General features: G+C 57.5%; 19 protein-coding genes. 11 read left to right on the top strand and 8 right to left on the bottom strand.

The window, feature by feature from the left end; all coding sequences use genetic code 11:
* Nucleotides 1–7 precede the first annotated feature (7 nt).
* Nucleotides 8–475 (top strand): EF-hand domain-containing protein, encoded by a 468-nt coding sequence (locus AC0V6K_RS14360; protein ID WP_472623403.1) that lies wholly within the window; start codon nucleotides 8–10, stop codon nucleotides 473–475.
* Here the strand turns inward: AC0V6K_RS14360 and trmFO are convergent, their stop codons facing one another.
* Nucleotides 476–1,861: a methylenetetrahydrofolate--tRNA-(uracil(54)-C(5))-methyltransferase (FADH(2)-oxidizing) TrmFO gene (gene trmFO, locus AC0V6K_RS14355; RefSeq protein ID WP_472623401.1), complete on the bottom strand. Its 1,386-nt coding sequence runs from the start codon at nucleotides 1,859–1,861 to the stop codon at nucleotides 476–478.
* 58 nt (nucleotides 1,862–1,919) lie between these two features.
* Between trmFO and AC0V6K_RS14350 the strand changes: the two genes are divergently transcribed.
* The gene (locus AC0V6K_RS14350) at nucleotides 1,920–2,570 is read left to right on the top strand and encodes a lysoplasmalogenase family protein (protein ID WP_472623399.1); all 651 of its coding nucleotides are present in this window, start codon (nucleotides 1,920–1,922) and stop codon (nucleotides 2,568–2,570) included.
* Here AC0V6K_RS14350 and AC0V6K_RS14345 read toward each other — a convergent pair.
* Nucleotides 2,567–3,406: a TauD/TfdA dioxygenase family protein gene (locus AC0V6K_RS14345; protein ID WP_472623397.1), complete on the bottom strand. Its 840-nt coding sequence runs from the start codon at nucleotides 3,404–3,406 to the stop codon at nucleotides 2,567–2,569. The genes AC0V6K_RS14350 and AC0V6K_RS14345 overlap by 4 nt on opposite strands.
* 60 nt (nucleotides 3,407–3,466) lie before the next feature.
* Complete coding sequence (gyrA, locus tag AC0V6K_RS14340; RefSeq protein WP_472623395.1) at nucleotides 3,467–6,265, bottom strand: DNA gyrase subunit A; 2,799 nt, start codon at nucleotides 6,263–6,265, stop codon at nucleotides 3,467–3,469.
* 333 nt (nucleotides 6,266–6,598) lie between these two features.
* Between gyrA and AC0V6K_RS14335 the strand changes: the two genes are divergently transcribed.
* Nucleotides 6,599–7,912, top strand: a complete 1,314-nt coding sequence (locus tag AC0V6K_RS14335; RefSeq protein WP_472623393.1) for a tol-pal system YbgF family protein — start codon at nucleotides 6,599–6,601, stop codon at nucleotides 7,910–7,912.
* Between the two features lie 52 nt (nucleotides 7,913–7,964).
* Here AC0V6K_RS14335 and AC0V6K_RS14330 read toward each other — a convergent pair whose 3' ends face one another.
* Nucleotides 7,965–8,693 carry an NYN domain-containing protein gene (locus AC0V6K_RS14330; protein WP_472623391.1) on the bottom strand — a complete coding sequence of 243 codons (729 nt, stop codon included), beginning with the start codon at nucleotides 8,691–8,693 and terminating at the stop codon, nucleotides 7,965–7,967.
* Between the two features lie 40 nt (nucleotides 8,694–8,733).
* On the bottom strand, nucleotides 8,734–9,387 hold the full coding sequence (locus tag AC0V6K_RS14325; RefSeq protein WP_472623389.1) for a carbonic anhydrase: 654 nt from the start codon (nucleotides 9,385–9,387) through the stop codon (nucleotides 8,734–8,736).
* A 58-nt stretch (nucleotides 9,388–9,445) separates the two neighbouring features.
* Here AC0V6K_RS14325 and lipA point away from each other — a divergent pair, with 58 nt between their 5' ends.
* Nucleotides 9,446–10,402 carry a lipoyl synthase gene (lipA, locus tag AC0V6K_RS14320; RefSeq protein WP_472626163.1) on the top strand — a complete coding sequence of 319 codons (957 nt, stop codon included), beginning with the start codon at nucleotides 9,446–9,448 and terminating at the stop codon, nucleotides 10,400–10,402.
* Nucleotides 10,402–10,833, top strand: coding sequence for a type II toxin-antitoxin system RatA family toxin (locus AC0V6K_RS14315; RefSeq protein ID WP_472623387.1), 432 nt, complete (start codon nucleotides 10,402–10,404; stop codon nucleotides 10,831–10,833). Before lipA ends, AC0V6K_RS14315 begins: the two co-directional genes overlap by 1 nt.
* Here AC0V6K_RS14315 and AC0V6K_RS14310 read toward each other — a convergent pair.
* Genes AC0V6K_RS14310 through AC0V6K_RS14300 form a run of 3 tightly spaced genes read right to left on the bottom strand, consistent with a single transcriptional unit; the run spans nucleotide 10,824 to nucleotide 13,084 of the window.
* On the bottom strand, nucleotides 10,824–11,348 hold the full coding sequence (locus AC0V6K_RS14310; RefSeq protein WP_472623385.1) for a CinA family protein: 525 nt from the start codon (nucleotides 11,346–11,348) through the stop codon (nucleotides 10,824–10,826). The two genes, AC0V6K_RS14315 and AC0V6K_RS14310, sit on opposite strands and share 10 nt — an antisense overlap.
* Before the next feature lie 7 nt (nucleotides 11,349–11,355).
* Nucleotides 11,356–11,898 carry a hypothetical protein gene (locus tag AC0V6K_RS14305; RefSeq protein WP_472623383.1) on the bottom strand — a complete coding sequence of 181 codons (543 nt, stop codon included), beginning with the start codon at nucleotides 11,896–11,898 and terminating at the stop codon, nucleotides 11,356–11,358.
* Nucleotides 11,899–11,926: 28 nt separating this feature from the next.
* A complete protein-coding gene (locus tag AC0V6K_RS14300) occupies nucleotides 11,927–13,084 on the bottom strand; it encodes a bifunctional 2-C-methyl-D-erythritol 4-phosphate cytidylyltransferase/2-C-methyl-D-erythritol 2,4-cyclodiphosphate synthase (RefSeq protein WP_472623381.1) in 1,158 nt (385 codons plus the stop codon).
* A gap of 83 nt (nucleotides 13,085–13,167) precedes the next feature.
* On the opposite strand from AC0V6K_RS14300, the gene dusB reads away from it, so the two are divergent.
* The 6 genes from dusB (at nucleotide 13,168) to hfq (ending at nucleotide 21,220) form a co-directional block, all read left to right on the top strand.
* A complete protein-coding gene (gene dusB, locus AC0V6K_RS14295) occupies nucleotides 13,168–14,184 on the top strand; it encodes a tRNA dihydrouridine synthase DusB (RefSeq protein WP_472623379.1) in 1,017 nt (338 codons plus the stop codon).
* Nucleotide 14,185: 1 nt separating this feature from the next.
* Nucleotides 14,186–15,313 carry a two-component system sensor histidine kinase NtrB gene (locus tag AC0V6K_RS14290; RefSeq protein ID WP_486172679.1) on the top strand — a complete coding sequence of 376 codons (1,128 nt, stop codon included), beginning with the start codon at nucleotides 14,186–14,188 and terminating at the stop codon, nucleotides 15,311–15,313.
* A complete protein-coding gene (locus tag AC0V6K_RS14285) occupies nucleotides 15,310–16,734 on the top strand; it encodes a sigma 54-interacting transcriptional regulator (protein ID WP_472623375.1) in 1,425 nt (474 codons plus the stop codon). Before AC0V6K_RS14290 ends, AC0V6K_RS14285 begins: the two co-directional genes overlap by 4 nt.
* A 71-nt stretch (nucleotides 16,735–16,805) precedes the next feature.
* On the top strand, nucleotides 16,806–19,043 hold the full coding sequence (locus AC0V6K_RS14280) for a sensor histidine kinase (RefSeq protein WP_472623373.1): 2,238 nt from the start codon (nucleotides 16,806–16,808) through the stop codon (nucleotides 19,041–19,043).
* Nucleotides 19,044–19,089: 46 nt separating this feature from the next.
* Nucleotides 19,090–20,481: a nitrogen assimilation response regulator NtrX gene (gene ntrX / locus AC0V6K_RS14275; RefSeq protein WP_472623371.1), complete on the top strand. Its 1,392-nt coding sequence runs from the start codon at nucleotides 19,090–19,092 to the stop codon at nucleotides 20,479–20,481.
* A gap of 184 nt (nucleotides 20,482–20,665) precedes the next feature.
* Complete coding sequence (gene hfq / locus AC0V6K_RS14270; protein ID WP_472623369.1) at nucleotides 20,666–21,220, top strand: RNA chaperone Hfq; 555 nt, start codon at nucleotides 20,666–20,668, stop codon at nucleotides 21,218–21,220.
* Nucleotides 21,221–21,229 lie beyond the last annotated feature (9 nt).

Here is a 21,229-nt window from a genome sequence, read left to right as displayed (position 1 = left end):
TGACAGCATGAGGCAAGCATTTCTTGGATTATTGGCTGGTTTGGTTTTGGCCAGTGTTGGTGTTTACTGGTGGCAAGCGGTCGCCCAAGTGGAAGAACTGGCCCCAGAACCGCCGCCTGAACCGGAAGAAACGGCACCTCCGGAGGACGAACTGCCCAGCGCAGACCCCGGCGATATGCGCGGGCCAGCGCCGCCAACAACGACCGAGCTGACGCGAGAGGAGAAGCGCTTCTTCCGCTATGATCGCAACCGTGACCGACAGATCACACGTAACGAGATGCTATCCACTCGTTCCAAGGCGTTCCGTAAGCTCGATAAAGACGGCAACAACCTGCTGACATTCGAGGAGTGGGCGGTGACCACAGCCAATCGGTTTGACGGCGCAGACGCGAATGGAAACGGTAAGCTGTCTCAGGCAGAATTCGCTACAACCGCTCCCAAACGCAGACCGCAACGGGCAAGGTGCCGTTGCTGATCAGGCGGGAACGAGTTCGCCTGAGTTTGTGAGCCAGTCCTGCAAATCCGCTTTGGCGCGGGAGGTGTAGGCTTCTTTGCGATGTTTCTTTGGCACATCGTGCAACGGCGGGAACAGGCCGAAATTGACGTTCATAGGCTGGAATGTATCCGCCTCGGCATCGCCCGTGATGTGGCTTAGCAGCGCGCCCAAAGCGGTGGAGGCGGGCAGGGGAGCCCAGTCGCGGCCTGCATGCTCTGCCGCCGCCATCATTCCGGCAACCAGTCCGATAGCTGCGCTTTCAACATAGCCTTCGCAGCCGGTCACCTGTCCGGCAAACCGGACATGCGGCGCGGCTTTCAGTCGCAGCTGGCGATCAAGCACTTCGGGTGCGTTGAGGAAGGTGTTGCGATGCAGCCCTCCGAGCCGTGCGAACTCCGCGTTCTCGAGGCCGGGGATCGTTCGGAACAACTCAATTTGCGCGCCGTATTTCAGCTTGGTCTGAAACCCGACCATGTTCCATAGTGTGCCGAGCTTATTGTCCTGACGCAGCTGCACCACCGCATAGGGCCAACGCCCCTGCGGGTGCTCTTCGGTCGTATCATAAGGGTTGTCGAGCCCGACGCCTTTCATCGGGCCATAGCGCAGCGTCTCAACCCCGCGCTCGGCCATGACCTCGATCGGCATACAGCCATCGAAGTAAGGCGTGTCTTTTTCCCATTCCTTGAACTCGCCTTTGTCGCCATCGATCAGGCCTTTGTGGAACGCGAGATACTGCTCCTTCGTCATCGGGCAGTTGATGTAATCACCATCTTCGTTCGAGGCGGCTGTTGTCTTGTTCCAGCGCGACTGAACCCAGCATTTCGACATGTCGATGCTGTCGCGGTGGACGATCGGGGCGATGGCATCAAAAAATGCGAGCCGTTCTTCACCGGTTGCACCGACGATGCTCTGGGCCAACGATTGCGCGGTGAGAGGGCCAGTGGAAACGATCGTCAAACCAGCATCGGGCAGGGCGTCCACCCGCTCGCGCACGATGGTGACGTTGGGATGCCGTGACAGCGTCTTCTCGACTTCGTCTGAAAACACATCACGGTCCACGGCCATCGCGCTGCCTGCCGGGACCCGAGCAACTTCGCCTGCGCGCATAACGATGCTGTCGAGCTCGCGCATTTCGTGGTGGAGAAGGCCGACCGCATTCTTGGTGTCATCGTCGGACCGGAAACTGTTCGAACACACGAGTTCGGCCAGTCCATCGGTCTGATGCGCAGGGGTCATCTCGCCTGAGCCGCGCATCTCTGACAAACGCACTTTCAGGCCGCGCCGAGCCAGCTGCCATGCCGCCTCGCTACCTGCGAGGCCGCCACCAATAATGTGCACATCGTGCGAAGTTGTTGTCCCAGTCATAGCAAGGCCAAGTAATTGCGTGCTAGCAATGCGGCAAGAGGGAGGATCACCTTAGGCCATGCCCAGACGTGCATTGATCGAACACCGCCCGTGGTTGCTTGCCAGTATGGTGAGCGCGCTAGCGTTCTATTTCCTGCGCGATACCGCCTTGCCCGAAGTGCAATTGATGGCAGTGAAAGCGGCGGGCGTCGGGTTCCTGGCGTTCTATGCGTGGCGGCGCACCCACGGCGTCGACGGTCTACTTTTGGTCGCGGTGATGGTGCTATGCGCTTCGGCAGATGCGGCGCTGGTGATCGATCTTACGACCGGCGGTGCGCTGTTCGCGGTAGCCCATGTGGTCGCCTGTATCCTCTATCTGCGCAATCGCCGCGACCGCCCCACGCAAAGCCAAATGCTTCTGGGCGCGACATTGCTGTTTGCGGCTCCTGCGTTTTCTTATGTGCTGAGCGGCGATCCGTTGATCGGGGTCTATGCCATTACGCTGGGAGCCATGGCGGCGACCGCATGGACGAGCCGTTTCCCCCGTTATCGCGTAGGGATCGGCGCGGTGCTGTTTGTTATCAGTGATTGGCTGATCTTCAGCGAGCTCGGGACCTATGATCTTGGCTCCATCCCGCACTGGATGATCTGGCCGCTTTATTATGCGGGCCAGCTTATGATCGCGACGGGAGTTGTGCAGACCCTGCGTGGGGAAACGCCCGTTCGTTAGGCTGCGGCGGCGATGGTCGTGCGGTGTAATTCGCGCCTATGACCTTCATAGCCGCCCGTCGCCTTGTGAAGGACGCTGCGGTTGTCCCACATCACCAACATGTTGGGCTCCCAGTGGTGGCGATACACAAATTCGTCGCTCGATTGCCAGGCCGCGAGGTCCATCAGGAACGCAATCGCCTCGGCATCCTCCATCCCTTCTATCCCGATAATGTATCCCAGGGTCGAATAGATGGCTTCCTCACCAGTTTCAGGATGAGGCTGGATCAGTGGGTGAAGATACGTCTCGTTCGCGCTTTCATCCGGCCGGATGGCCATGGAGCGATCCGTCGCCTGATCCTTCTCGCCATAAGTGCCATCAGGCGCATAAGCGAGCTTAGCCGAATGGATCGCCGAGAGTGAACGCAGATAATCCTGACGATCACGGGGCAGGGCGGCAAAGGCGCAGACTTGATCCGCGAAAAGCGTGTCACCGCCATGGGGCGGGATATCGATGGACAGCAGGCAGGTGCCCGCTGGGGGCTTGGCAAGAAAGCTCCAGTCACTGTGCCAATTTTCGGCGAAGAGCGGTGCCTGTTCGTTGGCCTCCCGTACAATCGCCGCGATGTTCTTCCGCCCTTCGATAGGATCGAAGAATGGGTCTTCGCCAAAGCCGCCCATGGCGATGGTAAAGCGCTCCAGGGCGTCGTCATCCATTGACTGGTCAGCGAAGGCGATAACCTTATGCCTGAGCCAAGCCGCGCGAACTTCTTCGACCAGTTCAGGCGAAAGATCGCCACTCAAGTCGACACCCCGAATGGTCGCGCCGCACGCGGCACCGCTCAGTTCAATAATCACTCTGACCTCTCCCAAAGTCCCTTTTCGGAGAGCTATCAGGAGAGGGCGGGATCGCAAACCCTATTCAGAAGCAGGCTCGCAATCACTGCCGGTTTCGCCCTCTGCAGCAACGCCATCTTCTTCTTCGCCGTCTTCATCATCGCCTTCGGTCTCTTCGATCCGTGCGACGCCGACGATTTGTTCGTTCTTCGCAACGTTGAACAGACGATTGCCTGACGAACCCCGACCATAGATGGCCCAGCCTTTGTGCTCTTCAAAGCCGTTCTCGAGAAGGTGGCGGAATTGCACGCTGAGCCGGATCAACTTGCCCTGATCAGTGACCAGCATAATCTGATCGCCGTGGGTCACTGGGAAGCTGGAGACGACTGGACCATTGCGGTCCTTGTCCGAAGGCTCGCCAATATTGGTCAGACCCTGACCACCGCGACCGATGGTGCGATATTCGTAAGCCGAGCTGATCTTGCCATAGCCATTGGCGGTTAGCGTGAGGATGTACTCCTCTTCTTCCGCCATCGCGGCCTGTTTGTCGGCATCGAGTGTCGGCTCGGCATCGTTGTTTTTCCAGATGGCAGCACGCAGATATGCGTCGCGCACTTCCGGATCACGCTCACCCGGATCGAGCACGGCCATCGAGACAACCTTGGCGTCGTTTTTAAGCGTCATTCCGCGAACGCCAATACCGGTGCGGCTTTTCGTCTCGCGAGCGTCAGTAGCGGAGAAACGGATTGCCTTTCCAGTATCGCTGGCAAGGAACACTTCTTGCCCCTCGGTCAGCAATTCGACTCCGATCAGGCGATCGCCGCTGCCTTCGACAAAGCCCATCGCGTATTTGCCTGCAGTCGGCACATTGGTGAAGGCGTCCATTGAGTTGCGACGCACCATGCCTTGCTCAGTGCCGAAGATGATGTTGAGCGAACCCCATTCATCTTCATCCTCGGGCAGGGCGAGCACGTTGGTCACACGCTCATCATCACCCAGTGGCAGCAGGTTCACCATCGGGCGGCCTTTGGTCTGCGGACCGCCTTCGGGCAGCTTCCAGACCTTCATACGATAAACGCGGCCCGTGTTGGTGAAGAACAGCACTGGATTGTGCGTCGAGGTGACGAACATCTCGGTGACGGCGTCTTCTTCTTTAGTCGCCATTCCCGAGCGGCCTTTGCCGCCGCGTGCCTGCGCGCGGAACGTGTCGAGCGGCGTGCGCTTGATGTAGCCACCGTGGGTGACGGTGACGACCATCTCTTCACGCTCGATCAGGTCTTCGTCTTCAATGCCGTCCCAAGCCGGGGCGATCTCGGAAACGCGATCAGTGGCATACGTTGCCCGGACTTCAGTGAGCTCTTCGCGCATGACGCCGTAAAGCTTTACCCGGTCGGCGAGGATCGAGAGGTACTCTTCGATCGCCATCGCCAATTCCTTGAGCTCGTCGCCGATCTCGTCACGGCCCAAGGCGGTTAGACGGTGCAGACGCAGTTCGAGGATAGCCTTTACCTGCCGTTCGGACAGGCGGTAAGTGCCGCCTTCCTGATCGGCAGTCGGCTCGATGGCTTCGACCAGCTTGATGTACTGGGCGATGTCGCCAATCGGCCATTCCTTGGCGAGCAGTCGTGCCCGGGCTTCAGCGGGGTTCGCCGCGCCGCGGATCATCGCGACCACTTCATCAAGGTTGGATACCGCGATAACCAAACCGAGCAATCGGTGCGCGCTTTCGCGGGCTTTGTTCAGCTCATATTTGGTACGGCGTGTGATGACTTCTTCACGGAAGGCAATGAAGCTCTGAACAATATCGCGCAGCGTCAATGTTTCCGGACGACCGCCGCGAATAGCAAGCATGTTGGCCGGGAAGGATGACTGGGCAGGAGTGTAACGCCACAGCTGGTTTAGAACGACATCTGCGGAGGCATCGCGCTTGAGATCGACAACGACCCGCACCCCTTCGCGCGAACTCTCATCACGGATGTCGGAGATGCCCTCAATCCGCTTGTCCTTGGCCGCTTCAGCGATCTTCTCGACCAAGCCAGATTTACCGACCTGAAACGGGATAGAGGTCAGCACAATCGACTGACGATCCCCGCGCTTCGTCTCGATCTCGTGACGCGCCCGCATCAAGATTGAGCCGCGACCGGTGGTGTAGGCCGCCTTCGCGCCTGACTGGCCGAGGATCAACGGTGCAGTCGGGAAATCTGGACCAGGAATGTACTCGATCAGCTCTTCGGTGGTGATGGCAGGATTATCGATAAATGCCAGACAGCCATCAATCACTTCGCCCAGGTTGTGCGGCGGCACGTTGGTCGCCATGCCCACCGCGATCCCGCCTGCGCCGTTGACGAGCAGATTGGGGAACCGGGCAGGGAGCACCTGAGGCTCCTGGCGCGAACCATCATAGTTGTCGGCAAAGTCGACCGTGTCTTTATCAAGATCATCGAGCAGCGTGTTCGCGACCCGTGCAAGACGCGCTTCGGTGTAACGCATTGATGCTGGCGGATCGGGGTCCATCGAACCGAAGTTCCCCTGACCATCGATCAGCGGAACCCGCATGGACCAATCCTGCGTCATGCGAGCGAGCGCATCGTAAATCGCGCTGTCACCGTGCGGGTGATAGTTACCCATCACGTCACCGACGATCTTGGCGCTCTTGCGGTATGGCTTGCCAGCGACGAAGCCGCCTTCCTGACTGGCAAACAGAATACGGCGGTGGACCGGCTTCAAGCCATCGCGCACATCGGGAAGGGCACGCGATACGATAACGCTCATCGCGTAGTCGAGATAGCTCGTTTTCATTTCATCGACGATGTCGACGCGTTCAAATTCACCCTCTGGTGCGGGGCCGGTTGGTTCGAGAATATCGCTATCGTCGCTCAAGGTGTTTCCGTTCCTGACAGGGCCATTACTGGCCGCCCGTTTTCGAGCATGTTCTTATGTTTGTAATATAGGCTAACTGACCCTTTACCGCCACTGCCGGGGGTTATCTTGCGCGGGAAAAGTCGGCGTTTTCCACACCTCCAAACAACAACCCAAAAAATGCGTAAGTGCGCAAAAATGTTACGCGGATTTACATTCCATTCAAAGGCGGTTCAGCCCGTTTCATCTACTTACAATTGCAAATCTGGCGCGGTTTGTTCAAAGGGCGCGGCAGAAGCAGTTTTTGCGGAGCGCACCCCCTTGCTCCGCCAGATACACCTCAGGAGGTATTCGATGAAAATGTTCAACATGCGCAAACGTGCATCCGGCATGGCGATGGGCATCGCTTTGGCAACCGGCGCAATGGCTGCCACCAGCGTGCTTCCGGCTGAAGCGCATGCGCAGCGTGCCCCTAAAGGCGAAAAGAAGAAGAAAAGCTCGAAGAAGGGCAAGCACTCGAAGCAGTTCACGGCGGCTTACAACGAGGTGGCTGGCCTGCTCCAGGGCATCACCGTCGATACCGCCGCGCTTGGGCCAAAGGTTGACGCGCTTGTGGCGGTGGCTTCGACACCGAGTGAAAAGAACTCCGCTGGCCGTGCTATCTTTGAAGCCGGTTCGAAATCGAACAACGCAGCGATGCAATTCCAAGGCATTGAGCTTGTGCTTGGCAGTGGCATGGCCTCCGAGACGGAAGCCGGACAGTTCAACTTTATCGCGTACCAGCTCGCATCGAACTTGAATGACTGGGGCAAGGCTCAGTCTTATTTGCGGACCGCAATCGATCTGGGTTTTGCTCCCGCCGGCAACACACCCAATGATTTGCGCGCAACTCTTGCTGAAACATATTTCTCGCAGAACCAGTTCCGCGAGGGACTTGTGGCGCTGCGTCAGGCAATCGATATCAAGATCCAGCAAGGTGAGACCGTGGATGAAGCATGGTATCGCCGCGGTCTTGGCATTGCGTACAACAACGAAGTTCTCCCGGAGACATATGACTGGGCAGCGCTTTGGGTTGGCAAGTTCCCGTCGGATAAGAACTGGCGCGATGCGGTGAACATCACCCGCAACCTCAACGAGTTCGAAAGCCCCGAAATGCTGGATGTTCTGCGCCTCGCAAAACGCGTGGGCGTTCTCGACGAGCGTGATGCGGTGACATACTACGTTGAATCTGCTGACGCGCGTCGTCTTCCGCTGGAAGTTCAGAACGTGATTGAGGCGTTCTTTGCCGTAGACACAGCTGCTCGCGACGACATCTATCTCGTCGATCAGTTGGCGGTAGCGAAGCAGCGTATTCCAACTGATCGCACCGAGTTGCCAGAGCTTGAAGCAGAAGCCGATGGCACCACGACTGACACCAAGATCGTAATGGCCGCCGGCGACACGTTCTACAGCTATAGCGAGTTCGCCAAGGCAGAGCGCTTCTTTGCGAAAGCGCTCAACATGCCGGGCGTGGAAACACAAGTCGCTCTGACCCGATTGGGCATGGCCCAGATCGAACTTGGCAAAATCGACGAAGCAAAAGCGACGCTGGCGAAGGTAACCGGTGTTCGTAAGTCGATCGCTGGCCTTTGGACCGCTTACGCCGACGATCAAGTCACTGGCGGTTGATAGCTATCCAACTTGAATGACAGGGGCGTCGGAGCGATCCGGCGCCCCTTTTTTAGCGCTGACGTTTGACCCAAAAGGCGCCATCATCACGTGACTCAACCACGAAATTGCCGAGGCTTTCGAACATCTCTTTCAGGCTCTTGAATCCATAGTTGCGTACATCAAAGCTAGACCGGTTGCCCGCAATCTGGCCCACTTGGCTCAACCGTGCCCAGCCTCCGTCGCTCTTGGCTTCAGAGTAAGCGGCGGTGATCAAGTCCATCAGGTCCTCATCAACACCATCTTGTGAGGCATCTGATTTCTCTTTGGGTTCAGCCGAATTCACATCCTTGGCATTTGTCGCAATCAATTTCTTGATATCGATAAAACGCGTGCAGACCGACTTGAAAGCTTGCGGTGTCTTCGCCTCGCCAAAACCATAGACCAAAATACCGTCCTGACGCAGGCGGGTGATAAGCGGGGTAAAATCGCTGTCCGAGGTCATGATGCCAAACCCATCGACTTTGCCCTGATACAGCAGGTCGATCGCATCGATCGTCATCGCCATATCAGTGGCGTTCTTTCCTTTGGAAACGTCAAATTGCTGCTGTGGTCGAATGCCGAATTTCGTCGTGATCGTGGCCCAGCGCGAAAGATTATCTTTCGCAAAATTGCCGTAAGCCCGCCGAATGTTCACTTGCCCCAGCTCGGCCATAACAGTCAAAACCGGGTCGATGCCTTCCGGGGTCGTGTTGTCGGCATCGATCAACAAGGCGATGTTCTTCAGTTCAGTTTCAGCCATGAGTGTCTACATGGTCGTGAGAGAAACAGGCGACAAGTTCTTATTCCACGACTGAGAATTCGCCGCTTGCCTTGTCAAGCAGGTATAGCCGACCTTCGGCGATCGAGAAATGCGTGCCGCGCAGCGTTAAATCACCACTTTCGACCTTTTTACGCACAAATGGAAAAGTCATTAGGTTTGCGAGACTTACCTTCACCGCAGCAAATTCCATTTGCCTTTCAGCGTCAGGGCTTTCGGTGCCATGCTCGCCAGCCACTTGGACCTGCGCGTCATCAAGCAGAGATATCCAGTGCCGAACGAACGCACCTTCGCCGAAGTCAGCATTGTCCATCGCACGGGTAAGTGCCGCCTTACAGCCACCGCAAAGCCCATGTCCCATAACCAGCACTTCGCGCACTTTCAGCACTTGCACTGCAAATTCGAGAGCAGCTGAAACGCCATGCTGACCCGGCGTGGTTTCATATGGTGGCACCAAAGCCGCGACGTTTCTTACGACAAAGATTTCGCCCGGCGCCACGTCAAAGATTTGCGAAGGATCAACGCGGCTGTCTGAGCAGGAAATGACCATCGTCTGTGGGGATTGGCCTTCAGCCAGCTCAGCCCAACGGGCGCGATCATCGGCCCAGTCATTGTCGCGGAATCGGTGATAGCCAGTGAGAAGTCCATCAAGCGGGGGAGTTTGATTGTCAGTCATGCGCGCTCCATGCCGCGAGGCATTGCCAGTGGCAAGAGCAATGACTAAATCCGCCCTCATGAACGACCTCGCCAACACCCCTCAGCCTGAAAAGGATGATTCCCGCCCGCCGCGCCAGCGCAAGCCGGATTGGATCCGTGTCCGAGCACCGGTGAGTAAGGAGTACAATGAGACGCGCAAACTGATGCGCGATCTCAACCTTAACACGGTGTGTGAAGAGGCGGCTTGCCCGAATATCGGTGAATGCTGGTCAAAGAAGCACGCGACAGTGATGATCCTTGGCGATGTCTGCACGCGCGCCTGTGCGTTCTGTAACGTCAAAACAGGTATGCCGCGCGCGGTTGACCCGATGGAGCCAGAAAATACCGCGATTGCCGCGGCAAAGATGGGCCTCGAGCACATTGTCATCACCAGTGTCGACCGGGATGATCTGCCCGATGGCGGGGCAGGGCAGTTTGTAAAGGTGATTGAGGCGCTGCGTCGCAACACGCCGGACACGACGATCGAGATCCTTACGCCCGATTTCCGCGGCAAGATGCGCCAAGCGGTCGAGATGATCTGCGAGGCGGGTCCAGATGTTTACAACCACAACCTTGAGACCGTGCCGCGCCTGTACCCAACGATCCGCCCCGGTGCGCGCTACTACGCTTCGCTGCGACTGCTGGAAGAGGTGAAGGCGCACAACCCACTGATCTTCACCAAGTCGGGCATCATGCTCGGGCTGGGCGAGCAGCGTCTTGAGGTGCATCAGGTGATGGACGACATGCGGAGCGCCGAAGTCGATTTCATCACAATGGGCCAATACCTTCAGCCAACGCCAAAGCACGCGAAAGTGGAGGAGTTTGTGACGCCCAAAGCGTTCGACGCATTTGGCTCCATCGCGCGCGCCAAGGGCTTCCTGCAAGTCGCGTCCAGCCCGCTGACCCGCTCAAGCTATCATGCGGGAGATGACTTCGCCGTGATGAAGGCAGCGCGTGAAGAAAAACTGCGCAAGAAGGACCGCTTGACGGTCTGATGCCCGGAATTCGTGAAACCCGTCGGCTCCCTTACAGCGCCGAGCAGATGTTCGATCTTGTGGCTGATGTCGGCCGCTATGGCGAGTTTTTGCCCTGGGTGGTTGCCACACGCGTGCGGTCCAATTCAGAAACAGAAATGGTCGCGGACATGGTGGTGGGTTTCAAAGCTATTCGCGAGCGATTCACCTCGCGTGTGGCCAAGGACCGGCCCAATGAAATCGCGGTGCATTACGTTGACGGGCCTTTGAGCGACCTCGACAATGTGTGGACCTTCCGCGCGATCGACGACACGACATGCGAAATCGACTTTCTGGTCGATTTTACGTTCAAGAACAAAGTGTTTGAGAGGATTGCGGGTCAGTATTTTGACCGAGCTTTCCGTAAGATGGTGCAGGCGTTCGAGATGCGCGCCTTTGATCTTTACGGCTGACCCTCGGGCAGCAGCAATTCTAACGCACAGATTGTCGCCTGATGGCGGATTTTGGCGCGACCATCGGGGCCTTCGCCGCCGTCAAACTTCTTCAGCTCGCCCTCTGGTTCACCCGTCTGATTGCGATAGGCGCGGGCGAAAACGACAGTGCCAACGGGTTTCAGCTGCGTCCCACCGCCGGGGCCGGCAACGCCGCTGACCGCAACGGCAACATCCGCATTGGAATTCTTGAGCGCACCCTGAGCCATGGCCCAGACACAGGCGATAGAAACCGCGCCGAATGTCTCGATGATATCTGAAGGAACGCCGAGCGACTCCATCTTTGCTTCATTCGAATAAGTCACGAAGCCGCGGTCCAGCACCGATGAGGAGCCAGCGATCTCGGTGAGGGCACCAGCCACCAATCCGCCCGTGCAGCTTTCTGCGAGCACAACCTTGCGCCCTGCTGAGGCGTTCTCTGCAATCACCCGCTCGGCGAGATCGGTGATATCCTTGGGGAGGAGATATTGGCTCATGCGTCGATTATTTCTTTGAAGAGGTGCAGACTTTGAAATTGGTGAAATTGGCGATGTCAGCAACGAATGGGAACAGCTGCGCCACATTTTCAGGGGGAAGGGGGCTGAGAAGCTTCATACCCCGTTCGATACGGTTGCATTGCGATGGCTTGATCTCTTTAGCGACGGTCTGACCCAACATCGCGTCCGCCATAGGGCGCACGGTCGAGGCAGGTGCACTTTCTAGCAGGTTCACAAGGTCTGAGCCCTTCATGCCCGAGAAACTGCGCCCTTCAATCTGCTTCTTCATAACGCGGAAGGCGCCCGGCCAAGCCTTTGCCTGCTTAGCGCGGAATGGGGCGATGAATTTGTCGCCATTGGTCGCCATAAATCCATTTGATTTTAGACGCTTCGCGCACGCATCTCTTGCTGCGTCATAAGCGATCGGCATCATATAGATCGCCGTGTCGGACAGATCATCAGGCGCGTAACAAGTTTGCTGAGCTTGCGCTGCCTGTGCAGTCGTAAGTGCGACCATGGCAGCGCCAGCGGCGAAAAGAGAGGATTTCATACGTCGGAGTCTCCTTGTTCGCCGTGGTCTATGAACGAGAAAGGCTGACTATAGCCTGAGCAGCGATGCCTTCACCACGACCCGTGAAGCCGAGTTTTTCGGTGGTGGTGGCTTTAATGCTGACGGTATTCTCAGCAAGTCCGGTCAAACGCGCAACTTCGGCGCGCATTGCCGGGCGGTGAGGGCCAATCTTGGGGGCCTCGCAAACTATGGTGAGATCAACGTTGCCGAGGGCGTATCCGGCCTCGCGAACCAGCTTGACAGCATGCTCAAGGAACTGGCCAGAACGCGCGCCCGCCCATTGCGGATCGCTCGGTGGGAAATGTGTGCCGATGTCACCATCGCCAACCGCGCCAAGGATCGCGTCAGTGATCGCATGCAACGCTACATCGGCATCGGAGTGGCCGGCCAATCCGTGTGTGTGCTCTAGCTTCACACCGCACAGCCACAGCTCTTCGCCCTCGGCCAAGCGGTGTACGTCATAGCCTTGGCCGACGCGGAATGCGGGCAGGGGAGAGATATCGTCCACAAAGTCCTCCGCAAAAGTGATTTTCTTGAGGTGTTCGTCGCCTTGGACCAACTCAACGGTAAGCCCGTGTTTCACCAGGACCTGAGCGTCGTCTCCAGCGACAGGTTCGCCCTGCCATTCACGGTGCGCAAGATATATATCATCAAACCAGAATGCTTGAGGGGTCTGCACACGGCGCAATTGATCGCGGTCCGGGCTGCTGCCTATCGCACTACCCTTGGCGAACACCATGCTGTCGACCACCGGCAAAACAGGGATGGCGCCAATAGCGTTGCGGTCCAATGCTTCGAGCAACCGTGCAATCACTTCCCGCGGAAGGTGAGGGCGGGCGGCGTCATGAATAAGAACGCGTCCTTGCATACCTGGAGAGAGTGCTTCGAGCGCGTTTCGCACCGATGCCTGCCGAGTAGCACCGCCAGTTACATAGGTAACATCAAGCCCCGCGAGAGCCTCCCGCGCGAGCTCTAATCCACCTTCGGGGATGGCAACGACGACTTCATTCGCACCAGTTGCCAAAAGCGTCTCGACTGAATGTCTTACTAGTGGCTTGCCACGCCACTCCTTGAATTGCTTTGGAGTTTCTCCGCCCGCACGCAGGCCTTTTCCTGCCGCCACGACAATCGCTTCATACGGGGGAAGAGGAGCAGGGGCGGCCATAATCTGGCGCTGCGCTTAAGGTCTGGACGGATTTTGTGCAATCCACTATGCGCTGCCCAATATTTAGGCAGCATCACGCAAACATGACGACACTTCCCGCTCCTCCGGCTCTGAAGCCGATCCAGATTGGTCCTGTGACCATCGATGATCCGGTCATCCTCGCTCCGATGACCGGGGTGACAGACATGCCGTTCCGTACGCTTGTTCGCCGCTATGGCTCGGGCCTCAACGTCACCGAAATGATCGCCAGCGAGGCGGCCATCCGCGAAACGCGCCAGTCTGTGCAGAAGGCGGAATGGGACAAGACCGAAGAGCCGGTTTCGATGCAGCTGGTCGGCTGTGACCCGGAAAGCATGGGCGAAGCTGCCAAGCTTCAAGAAGGCAATGGCGCAGCGATCATCGACATCAATTTTGGTTGTCCGGTTCGCAAGGTCGTGGGCCAACTCGCTGGCTCGGCTTTGATGCGCGAAGTGCCTTTAGCGACAAAGCTGATGGAAGCCACCGTGAAAGCGGTCGATGTGCCTGTGACGGTGAAGATGCGAATGGGCTGGGACCACCAGAGCCTCAATGCGCCCGAAATGGCGCGCATTGCCGAGGATCTGGGTGTGAAAATGATCACCGTCCACGGCCGTACGCGTAACCAGATGTACAAGGGCAGTGCTGATTGGTCCTTCATCCGCAAGGTGAAGGAAGCGGTGAACATCCCCGTGATCGTCAATGGCGATATCTGCACCATCGAAGACGCATCCCAAGCTCTGGAACAATCTGGCGCAGACGGCTTGATGATCGGGCGCGGCGCTTACGGTAAACCGTGGCTGCTGGGGCAGGTGATGCATTGGTGGCGCACAGGTGAAGCCATCCCGACACCCGATTTCGACGAGCAGTACGAAACGCTGGTCGAACACTATAACCGCATGCTTGATCACTACGGGGCGAATGTTGGCACCAAGATCGCCCGCAAGCATCTAGGGTGGTATACTAAGGGAATGCACGGCTCCGCCGATTTCCGGAACAAGGCCAACTTTATCGACGATCCCGATCAGGTCTTGGGCGAGATTGAACGCTTCTACGAGCCATTCCTAAGGCGTCGGGCTGCTTGACGTGCACGTCTCGACTGATGACGACACGACGCAGGCTGCCACTCCAAATGCACAGGCAGAAATGAGCGACGGACCCAGCGCTGCTGCTCAAATCGGAAGCTTGGTTTTCGCCATGCTCTTGATCGATGGCGAAGGCATCATTCGTGAGGCAAACCACGCGACAGAAAACCTGCTGGGTATCAGCGCAAGGCGGCTAGAAGGCCATTGCCTGATTGGCATACTGGGCGCCATCGAACCCCGTGTTGCAGCGCGTTTGACAGATGCCGACGCAGCCTTGGTGGCGCGAGACATCGTGATTATCGCAGCGGGTGTGGAAACTCGCATGAATATGACGGTTTCCCCGATCAGCGGCCATCCTGGCTGGAGGGCTGTCACGCTGTCGGAGATCTCGCACGAGGACAACGCGAACGAGGGCCATGTGGCCAGCTCTATCGGCGCGCCTTCGATCCTCGCCCACGAGATCAAGAACCCTCTCGCGGCAATTCGCGGGGCCGGGCAACTGGCCGCACGGAAGCTACCGCTGAAAGACAAGAAGCTGGCGAGAATGATCACGGATGAAGTCGATCGCATTGCCCGCCTGATTGATCGAATGCAGCAGCTCGGCAGCAAAGCGAGCGAGCCAGTCTCCGCGTGCAATCCGCACGAAGCCATCCGGTCAGCGATTGCCACTGTCAGAGCGGCAGGCACGGACGGCATCACCATGCGGGAAGAATTCGATCCCTCTCTCCCGCCAGTGCTCGCGAGCAGAGATGCCCTGGAACAGGTGCTGATAAACCTAATATCCAACGCCCGCGATGCGGCTGCCACCAGCTCGAAGCCCGAAGTCACAGTGCAAACCCGCTTTGTCAGCGGTCTAACCTTCAGCGCCATCAGGCTGGGCCGAACAGTCCGCTTGCCGGTTGAAATTACAGTTTCGGACAATGGCCCGGGAATTGATCCATCCATCCGCAATCAAGTATTCGAACCCTTCGTGACATCAAAGTCGTCGGGCCAAGGTCTGGGCTTGGCATTGGTGCGAAAGCTGGTGCGCGATATGAATGGCAGTGTTAGCCATGAGCGAGATTCAAAGCTCGGCCTGACCCATTTCAGACTGCATCTGCCCCTCGATGACGGGAAGGCCAAATCATGAGCGGTAAGGTCCTGCTGGTAGAAGACGATCAAGCGATCGCCACGGTTATTATGGCGGCCCTTGAGGATGAGGGCTTTGAAACGGACCATTGCACCAGCGTGGCCGCGCGCGACGCAATGCTTGGACTGGCATCATATGATGTCATGCTGACTGATGTGGTGCTGGAAGACGGCGATGGCATCGCCACGCTGAAAGAAGTCAGGAAGGCTTCTGCCGATCTGCCAATCATCGTACTTTCGGCTCAGAACACGCTCGATACGGCCGTTCGCGCCAGCGACAGTGATGCGTTCGAATACTTTCCAAAGCCATTTGATCTCGATGAGCTGATCCAAGCCGTTATCCAAGCCTCTGGCCGCAACGAGCAGAAATCGGGACAGTTCGACGCAGAAAGCTCGGGTGACAGCGGTATGCCGCTGGTTGGGCGAAGTCCTGCGATGCAGGGGGTGTACCGAATGATCACGCGCGTGTTGCGCAATGATCTGACGGTCCTGATTACGGGTGAGAGCGGAACGGGCAAAGAGCTTGTCGCTGAAGCTATCCACCAGCTAGGCAGCCGCAAGACAGGCCCCTTTGTCGCAGTAAACACTGCCGCGATCCCCGCTGATTTGATTGAAAGCGAGTTGTTCGGCCACGAAAAGGGCGCTTTCACCGGAGCCATCGCTCAATCCATCGGCAAATTCGAGCAAGCCAATGGTGGCACGCTGTTTCTGGACGAGATCGGCGATATGCCCGCCGAAGCGCAAACGCGTCTGTTGCGGGCCCTGCAGTCGGGCAGAATTAGACGTGTGGGTGGTCGCCAGGAAATCGCGGTGAATGCGCGGATCGTGGCGGCGACCAACCGAGATCTGGAACCCATGATTGCGGAAGGGACATTCCGCGAAGACTTGTACTACCGGCTTAATGTCGTTCCGGTTGAGCTACCTCCACTGCGGGAGCGGCGCGAGGATATTGAGGTGCTTTCAAGACACTTCTTGGCTCAAGCGGCCGAAGATGGACTGCCGAGGCGCTCGCTCGCGCCCGACGCACTTGCAACGCTTGAAAAACGGTTGTGGCGCGGAAATGTCCGTGAACTGAAGAACGTGATCTATCGCCTGGCCCTTATGGCGCGTGAAGATGTGATCAACGCCGTGAGCCTTTTGGATATCATTGGCGAAGAGGTTGCCGCCAACGACGATGAAAGCGGGGGTCGCGGAATTGAAGGCGCGCTTCAACACTGGCTTGCCGCCAATGCGCCGCAAAGCGGCACTGTATATCACGCTGCTTTGGCGGCATTTGAAAAACCTCTGATCGAATATGCCTTGGGTCAGACCGGCGGCAACCAGCTTCGCGCTGCGCACCTTTTGGGTATTAATCGCAATACGTTACGCAAGCGCATCGGCGAGTTGGGACTTGAACCGGATCGCTTCGCCAGAGAATTCTAATCAAAACGAACGGGTGACTACTCCAGTTTCGACTTGCATAATTGCAACATGCGAGTTGTAATATAGCAACGATGGAAGTCACTTCCCCCTCGGCTGATCAAGCATCACCTCGGCATTCCCCGCGCTGGTGGAGGCAAGCGGTGGTCGCTGCGCGCCGGGTGAACATCTACATCTGGCTCGAAATCCTGTGTCTGATTGCAGTGGTTGCAGCCATCGTTGCGACCTACTTTGCGTTTAGCCGTGAATCGGACGGAAGCGATGTTCTTCCTACGCTCGAAGTGTCGTTGCTTCTGATGGCTACGCTGGTGCCGGCAATGGCATTGCTGGTCCTGATCGGGCGCAGACTAGCGCTCCGTCGGGCTGCGGGCAGCACTGCTAGACTCCACGTCAGGCTGGTGTTTTTCTTCTCGGTGATTGCTGCAATTCCGACGTTGCTCGTGGCTGGTTTCGCCGCGTTCCTGTTCCAATCAGGCGTTGACTTCTGGTTTTCCGATGATTCCCGGGGGTTGCTCGAAAACGCCAATGAGCTGGCCCAAAACTACTATGACGCCAACCAACGCGACGTAGAGCAAAACACCGTCGTAATGGCGGGCGACCTGCGATTTTATCTTGGCACAATGTCAGTGGCTGAGAACGATTTTCAGGTTGTCTATGCCTATCAAATGGAAGCGCGCGAAGTGTCCGAAAGCGCGATTGTCCAGCGGATGGACGATGGCAGTCTGCGTGTAGCGATCGCGCTAGACCTCGTTGAAGGGAACGATCCTCTCGAATTCAGCACGGAAAGCGTGGCGAAACTTGACGCAGGCGATCTGGTAGTGGTCGGCGCTTCTCCGGAGCGCATTTCAGCGCTTGCACCGATCGACGCCGAAAGCGGTATTTATCTCTACAACGCGCGCAATACCGAAGAGAACATGTTCAATTCGTGGTCGCGCGCGCAGGCGATTGTATCGTCCTACGATTCACTGACCAAAGATGCTCGCACGCTGCAGCTGCGTTTCAACATTGCGCTCGTTTTGGTCAGTTTGGCCCTGGTCGGTGTAGCGATCTGGTTTGCGTTGCGCTTTGCCGACAGACAGGTTGAGCCTTTGACCGATCTCGTCGGGGCCGCCCGCAAAGTGGGGCAGGGCAACTTCTCTTTGCGCGTGGATGGGCGCACAGGTGCGGATGAAATCGGGCTTCTCAACCGAGCGTTCAACCGTATGACCGCGCAGCTGGAAAAGCAGACAGACGATCTGGTTCGGGCCAACCGCCAGCTTGATGATCGTCGTGCCTTTATGGAGGCCGTGCTCGATTCCGTAACGGCGGGAGTAATCTCGGTCGACAAAAACAGCCGCGTGACGCTGATGAATGGCTCAGCGCAGGCGCTGCTTACCGATGAAGACCCAGAGGCAAATGGGTCCGGTGATCTGATCGGACTTTCGCTCGATGAGCTCTCGCCCGAGATTTGCCAAATGGTGACCGAGGGCAAGGAACGCGCAGTGGTCAGCCACGCCAAAGGCTCCGAGCTTTTCACGCTTGCGGTGATGGTTGCGCCTGGCAGCAATGGCTATGTCATCACCTTTGAAGACATCACCCGCCAACTGCTCGATCAACGTCAGGCCGCTTGGTCCGATGTCGCGCGCCGCATTGCGCATGAGATCAAGAACCCGCTCACTCCGATCCAGCTCGCGACCGAGCGCCTGCGTCGCCGCTATCGCAAGAACATCGAGGAAGACGGCGAGCTGTTCGACGAGCTCACCAGCACCATTGTGCGTCAGGTGGGCGATTTGCGCAAAATGGTCGATGAGTTCTCTTCATTTGCGCGGCTGCCAAAGCCGGTGTTCCGCGGTGAGGATGCGGTAGACCTCGTCCGTCAGGCCGTGTTCCTGCAGGAAGTGTCTCATCCGGGCGTCGCTTTTTCCGTCGTCAGCGAGGGGCTGGAAGATCGCATCATCCATTGCGACCGGCACCAACTGGGGCAAGCGATGACCAACGTGCTAAAAAACGCCGTGGAGGCCATCGAGATGCGCGTCAGCGAAGCCGCCGGAGAATATGCGGGTCAGATTAAAACGCACATTTCGGGCAATGATGAATTCCTGATGATTGCGGTCGAAGACAATGGCATCGGCCTGCAACTGGAACGCGAGCGACTGACCGAGCCCTATGTCACGACCCGCGAGAAGGGCACCGGCCTTGGCCTCGCAATCGTCAACAAGATCATCGACGAACACGGTGGCGACATGACCTTCGCCAACGGGGAGCAGGGCGGTTCAAAAGTCGTCTTGCGCTTTGCCCGTGACCCGCAGGTTACCGACGGTGAACCGTCATAATGATTATCCAGAGTAACCCCCACGAATACCAATCAAGGAGCCGCTCATGGCGCTCGAAATCCTGATCGTAGATGATGAACGCGACATCCGTGACCTTGTGTCCGGCGTGCTCGGTGATGAGGGCTATGAATGCCGTACCGCCGCCGACAGCACGGGCGCGTTGGCTGCGATCGATGAACGCCGACCGAGCCTCGTATTGCTCGATGTGTGGCTTCACGGCAGCGACATGGATGGGCTTGAGCTGCTCGATGCGATCAAGGCGCGTGAACCCGATCTGCCCGTCATCATCTTTTCCGGTCACGGCAATATCGACACCGCAGTCGCCGCCGTAGGACGCGGGGCAATGGACTTCATTGAGAAGCCCTTCGAAGCTGAACGTTTGCTGCTCTTGGTCGAGCGCGCAACGGAGACTGAGCGTCTGCGCCGGGAGAACACGCGGCTGCGCGAAGGCAACTGGGGCAGCGCAGAATTCACTGGCAACTCAACCGCGATCAACGCTGTTCGCGCGACTCTGAAACGTGTCGCCAACACAGGCAGTCGTGTTCTGATTTCCGGTCCGGCCGGTGCCGGTAAAGAAGTCGCCGCCCGCCTTTTGCACTCATGGAGTGGGCGTGCTGACAAAGCATTCGTGCTAGTCAATTCGGCGCGCATCACGCCAGAGCGGTTTGAACAGGAATTGTTCGGTGAAGAAGCCGACGGCAAGCAAGTGCGTCCCGGCCTTCTGGAAATGGCCGATGGAGGCACGTTGTACTTGGATGAAGTGGCAGACATGCCGCTCTCAACTCAAGCACGCATCCTGCGTGTCCTGACTGATCAAAGCTTCGTCAGGGTGGGGGGCACTCGCCAAATCGGCGTGGATGTACGCGTCGTCTCTTCCACGACCCGTGATCTTGCGGTCGAAATGGAAGAAAAGCGGTTCCGTGAGGACCTGTTCTATCGCCTGAATGTGGTTCCCGTGGCGCTCCCATCGCTGGCGGAAAGGCGCGATGACATTCCCGCACTCGCGGAGCATTTCTTCACGCGTTACTCGACTGATCAGGGCATTCCTCAACCGGAAATCTCTGAAGAAGCCATGGCTGCGCTCCAATCCTATGATTGGCCCGGCAACGTCCGCCAACTGCGCAATGTGGTTGAGCGCACCATCATAATGACGCCGCGCGAGCGCCTGCAGGTTGTCGAACCTGATATGCTGCCGAGCGAGATCACCGGCGGGCGGCTCGCTGCATCGGGACAAGGTCTGTCAGCGATGATGGGTGTGCCACTGCGCGAAGCCCGCGAAAGCTTTGAACGCGAGTACCTAACGATCCAGATCCGGCGCTTCTCAGGCAATATCTCCAAGACCGCGACGTTTATCGGTATGGAACGCTCTGCCTTGCACCGGAAGCTAAAGCTTCTTGGCATGGCCGAACGGCGCGAAAGCGCAAGAAAAGACGGTTAAGCCCATCAATTGTTCCAAGAATGGGGCAATCAAATGCCTAATTTGTACGGTTGACCATAATTCAGGCATTGCCGGAACAAGTTACAATCGCCATTATAGCTCTGTGATGTCGCGAGTGGTGGGCAGTCGTCGGCATCAATAACGCGGATCGTAAAAACGACCGCCAATAACAGGAGCATCAGGCATGTCGGGTGGGCGAACTCTCTCTCCACGTCCCAATTCCGCGCCATCTCGTGGCGGATCAGATGGCCCCACACAGGGCAATCTTCAGGACGCGTTTCTGAATTTACTGCGAAAGAACAAGACTCCGGTCACCATGTTTCTGGTGAAAGGCGTTAAACTTCAAGGGATTGTCACGTGGTTTGACAATTTCTCGATCTTGCTGCGCCGCGATGGCCAGTCTCAACTGGTCTACAAGCATGCAATCTCTACGATCATGCCGGGACAGTCGATTGACACTGAGCAGTTTCACAGCCGCTCGAGCAGCTCGAAACAACCGCTCTTGCAGGATGTGTTCCTGAACAAGGTCCGCGACTCTCATGTCGAGGTGACAATGTTTCTGGTAAATGGCGTGATGTTGCAGGGGCGGATTGCCGCCTATGACCTGTTCTGCATGCTGCTGGAACGCGATGGCTCGGTCCAACTGGCCTACAAACACGCCGTTTCGACGATCCAGCCATCCAGTCCTGTCGATCTGACGGATACGACGGATGATGACTTTGATGAGGCTGAAGACTGAGTTTCGACG

This window comes from Erythrobacter sp. S43 (genome assembly GCF_057364955.1).
The sequence above is the reverse complement of the archived record's forward strand: the minus strand, read 5'-3'. Positions and strand labels throughout refer to the sequence as shown.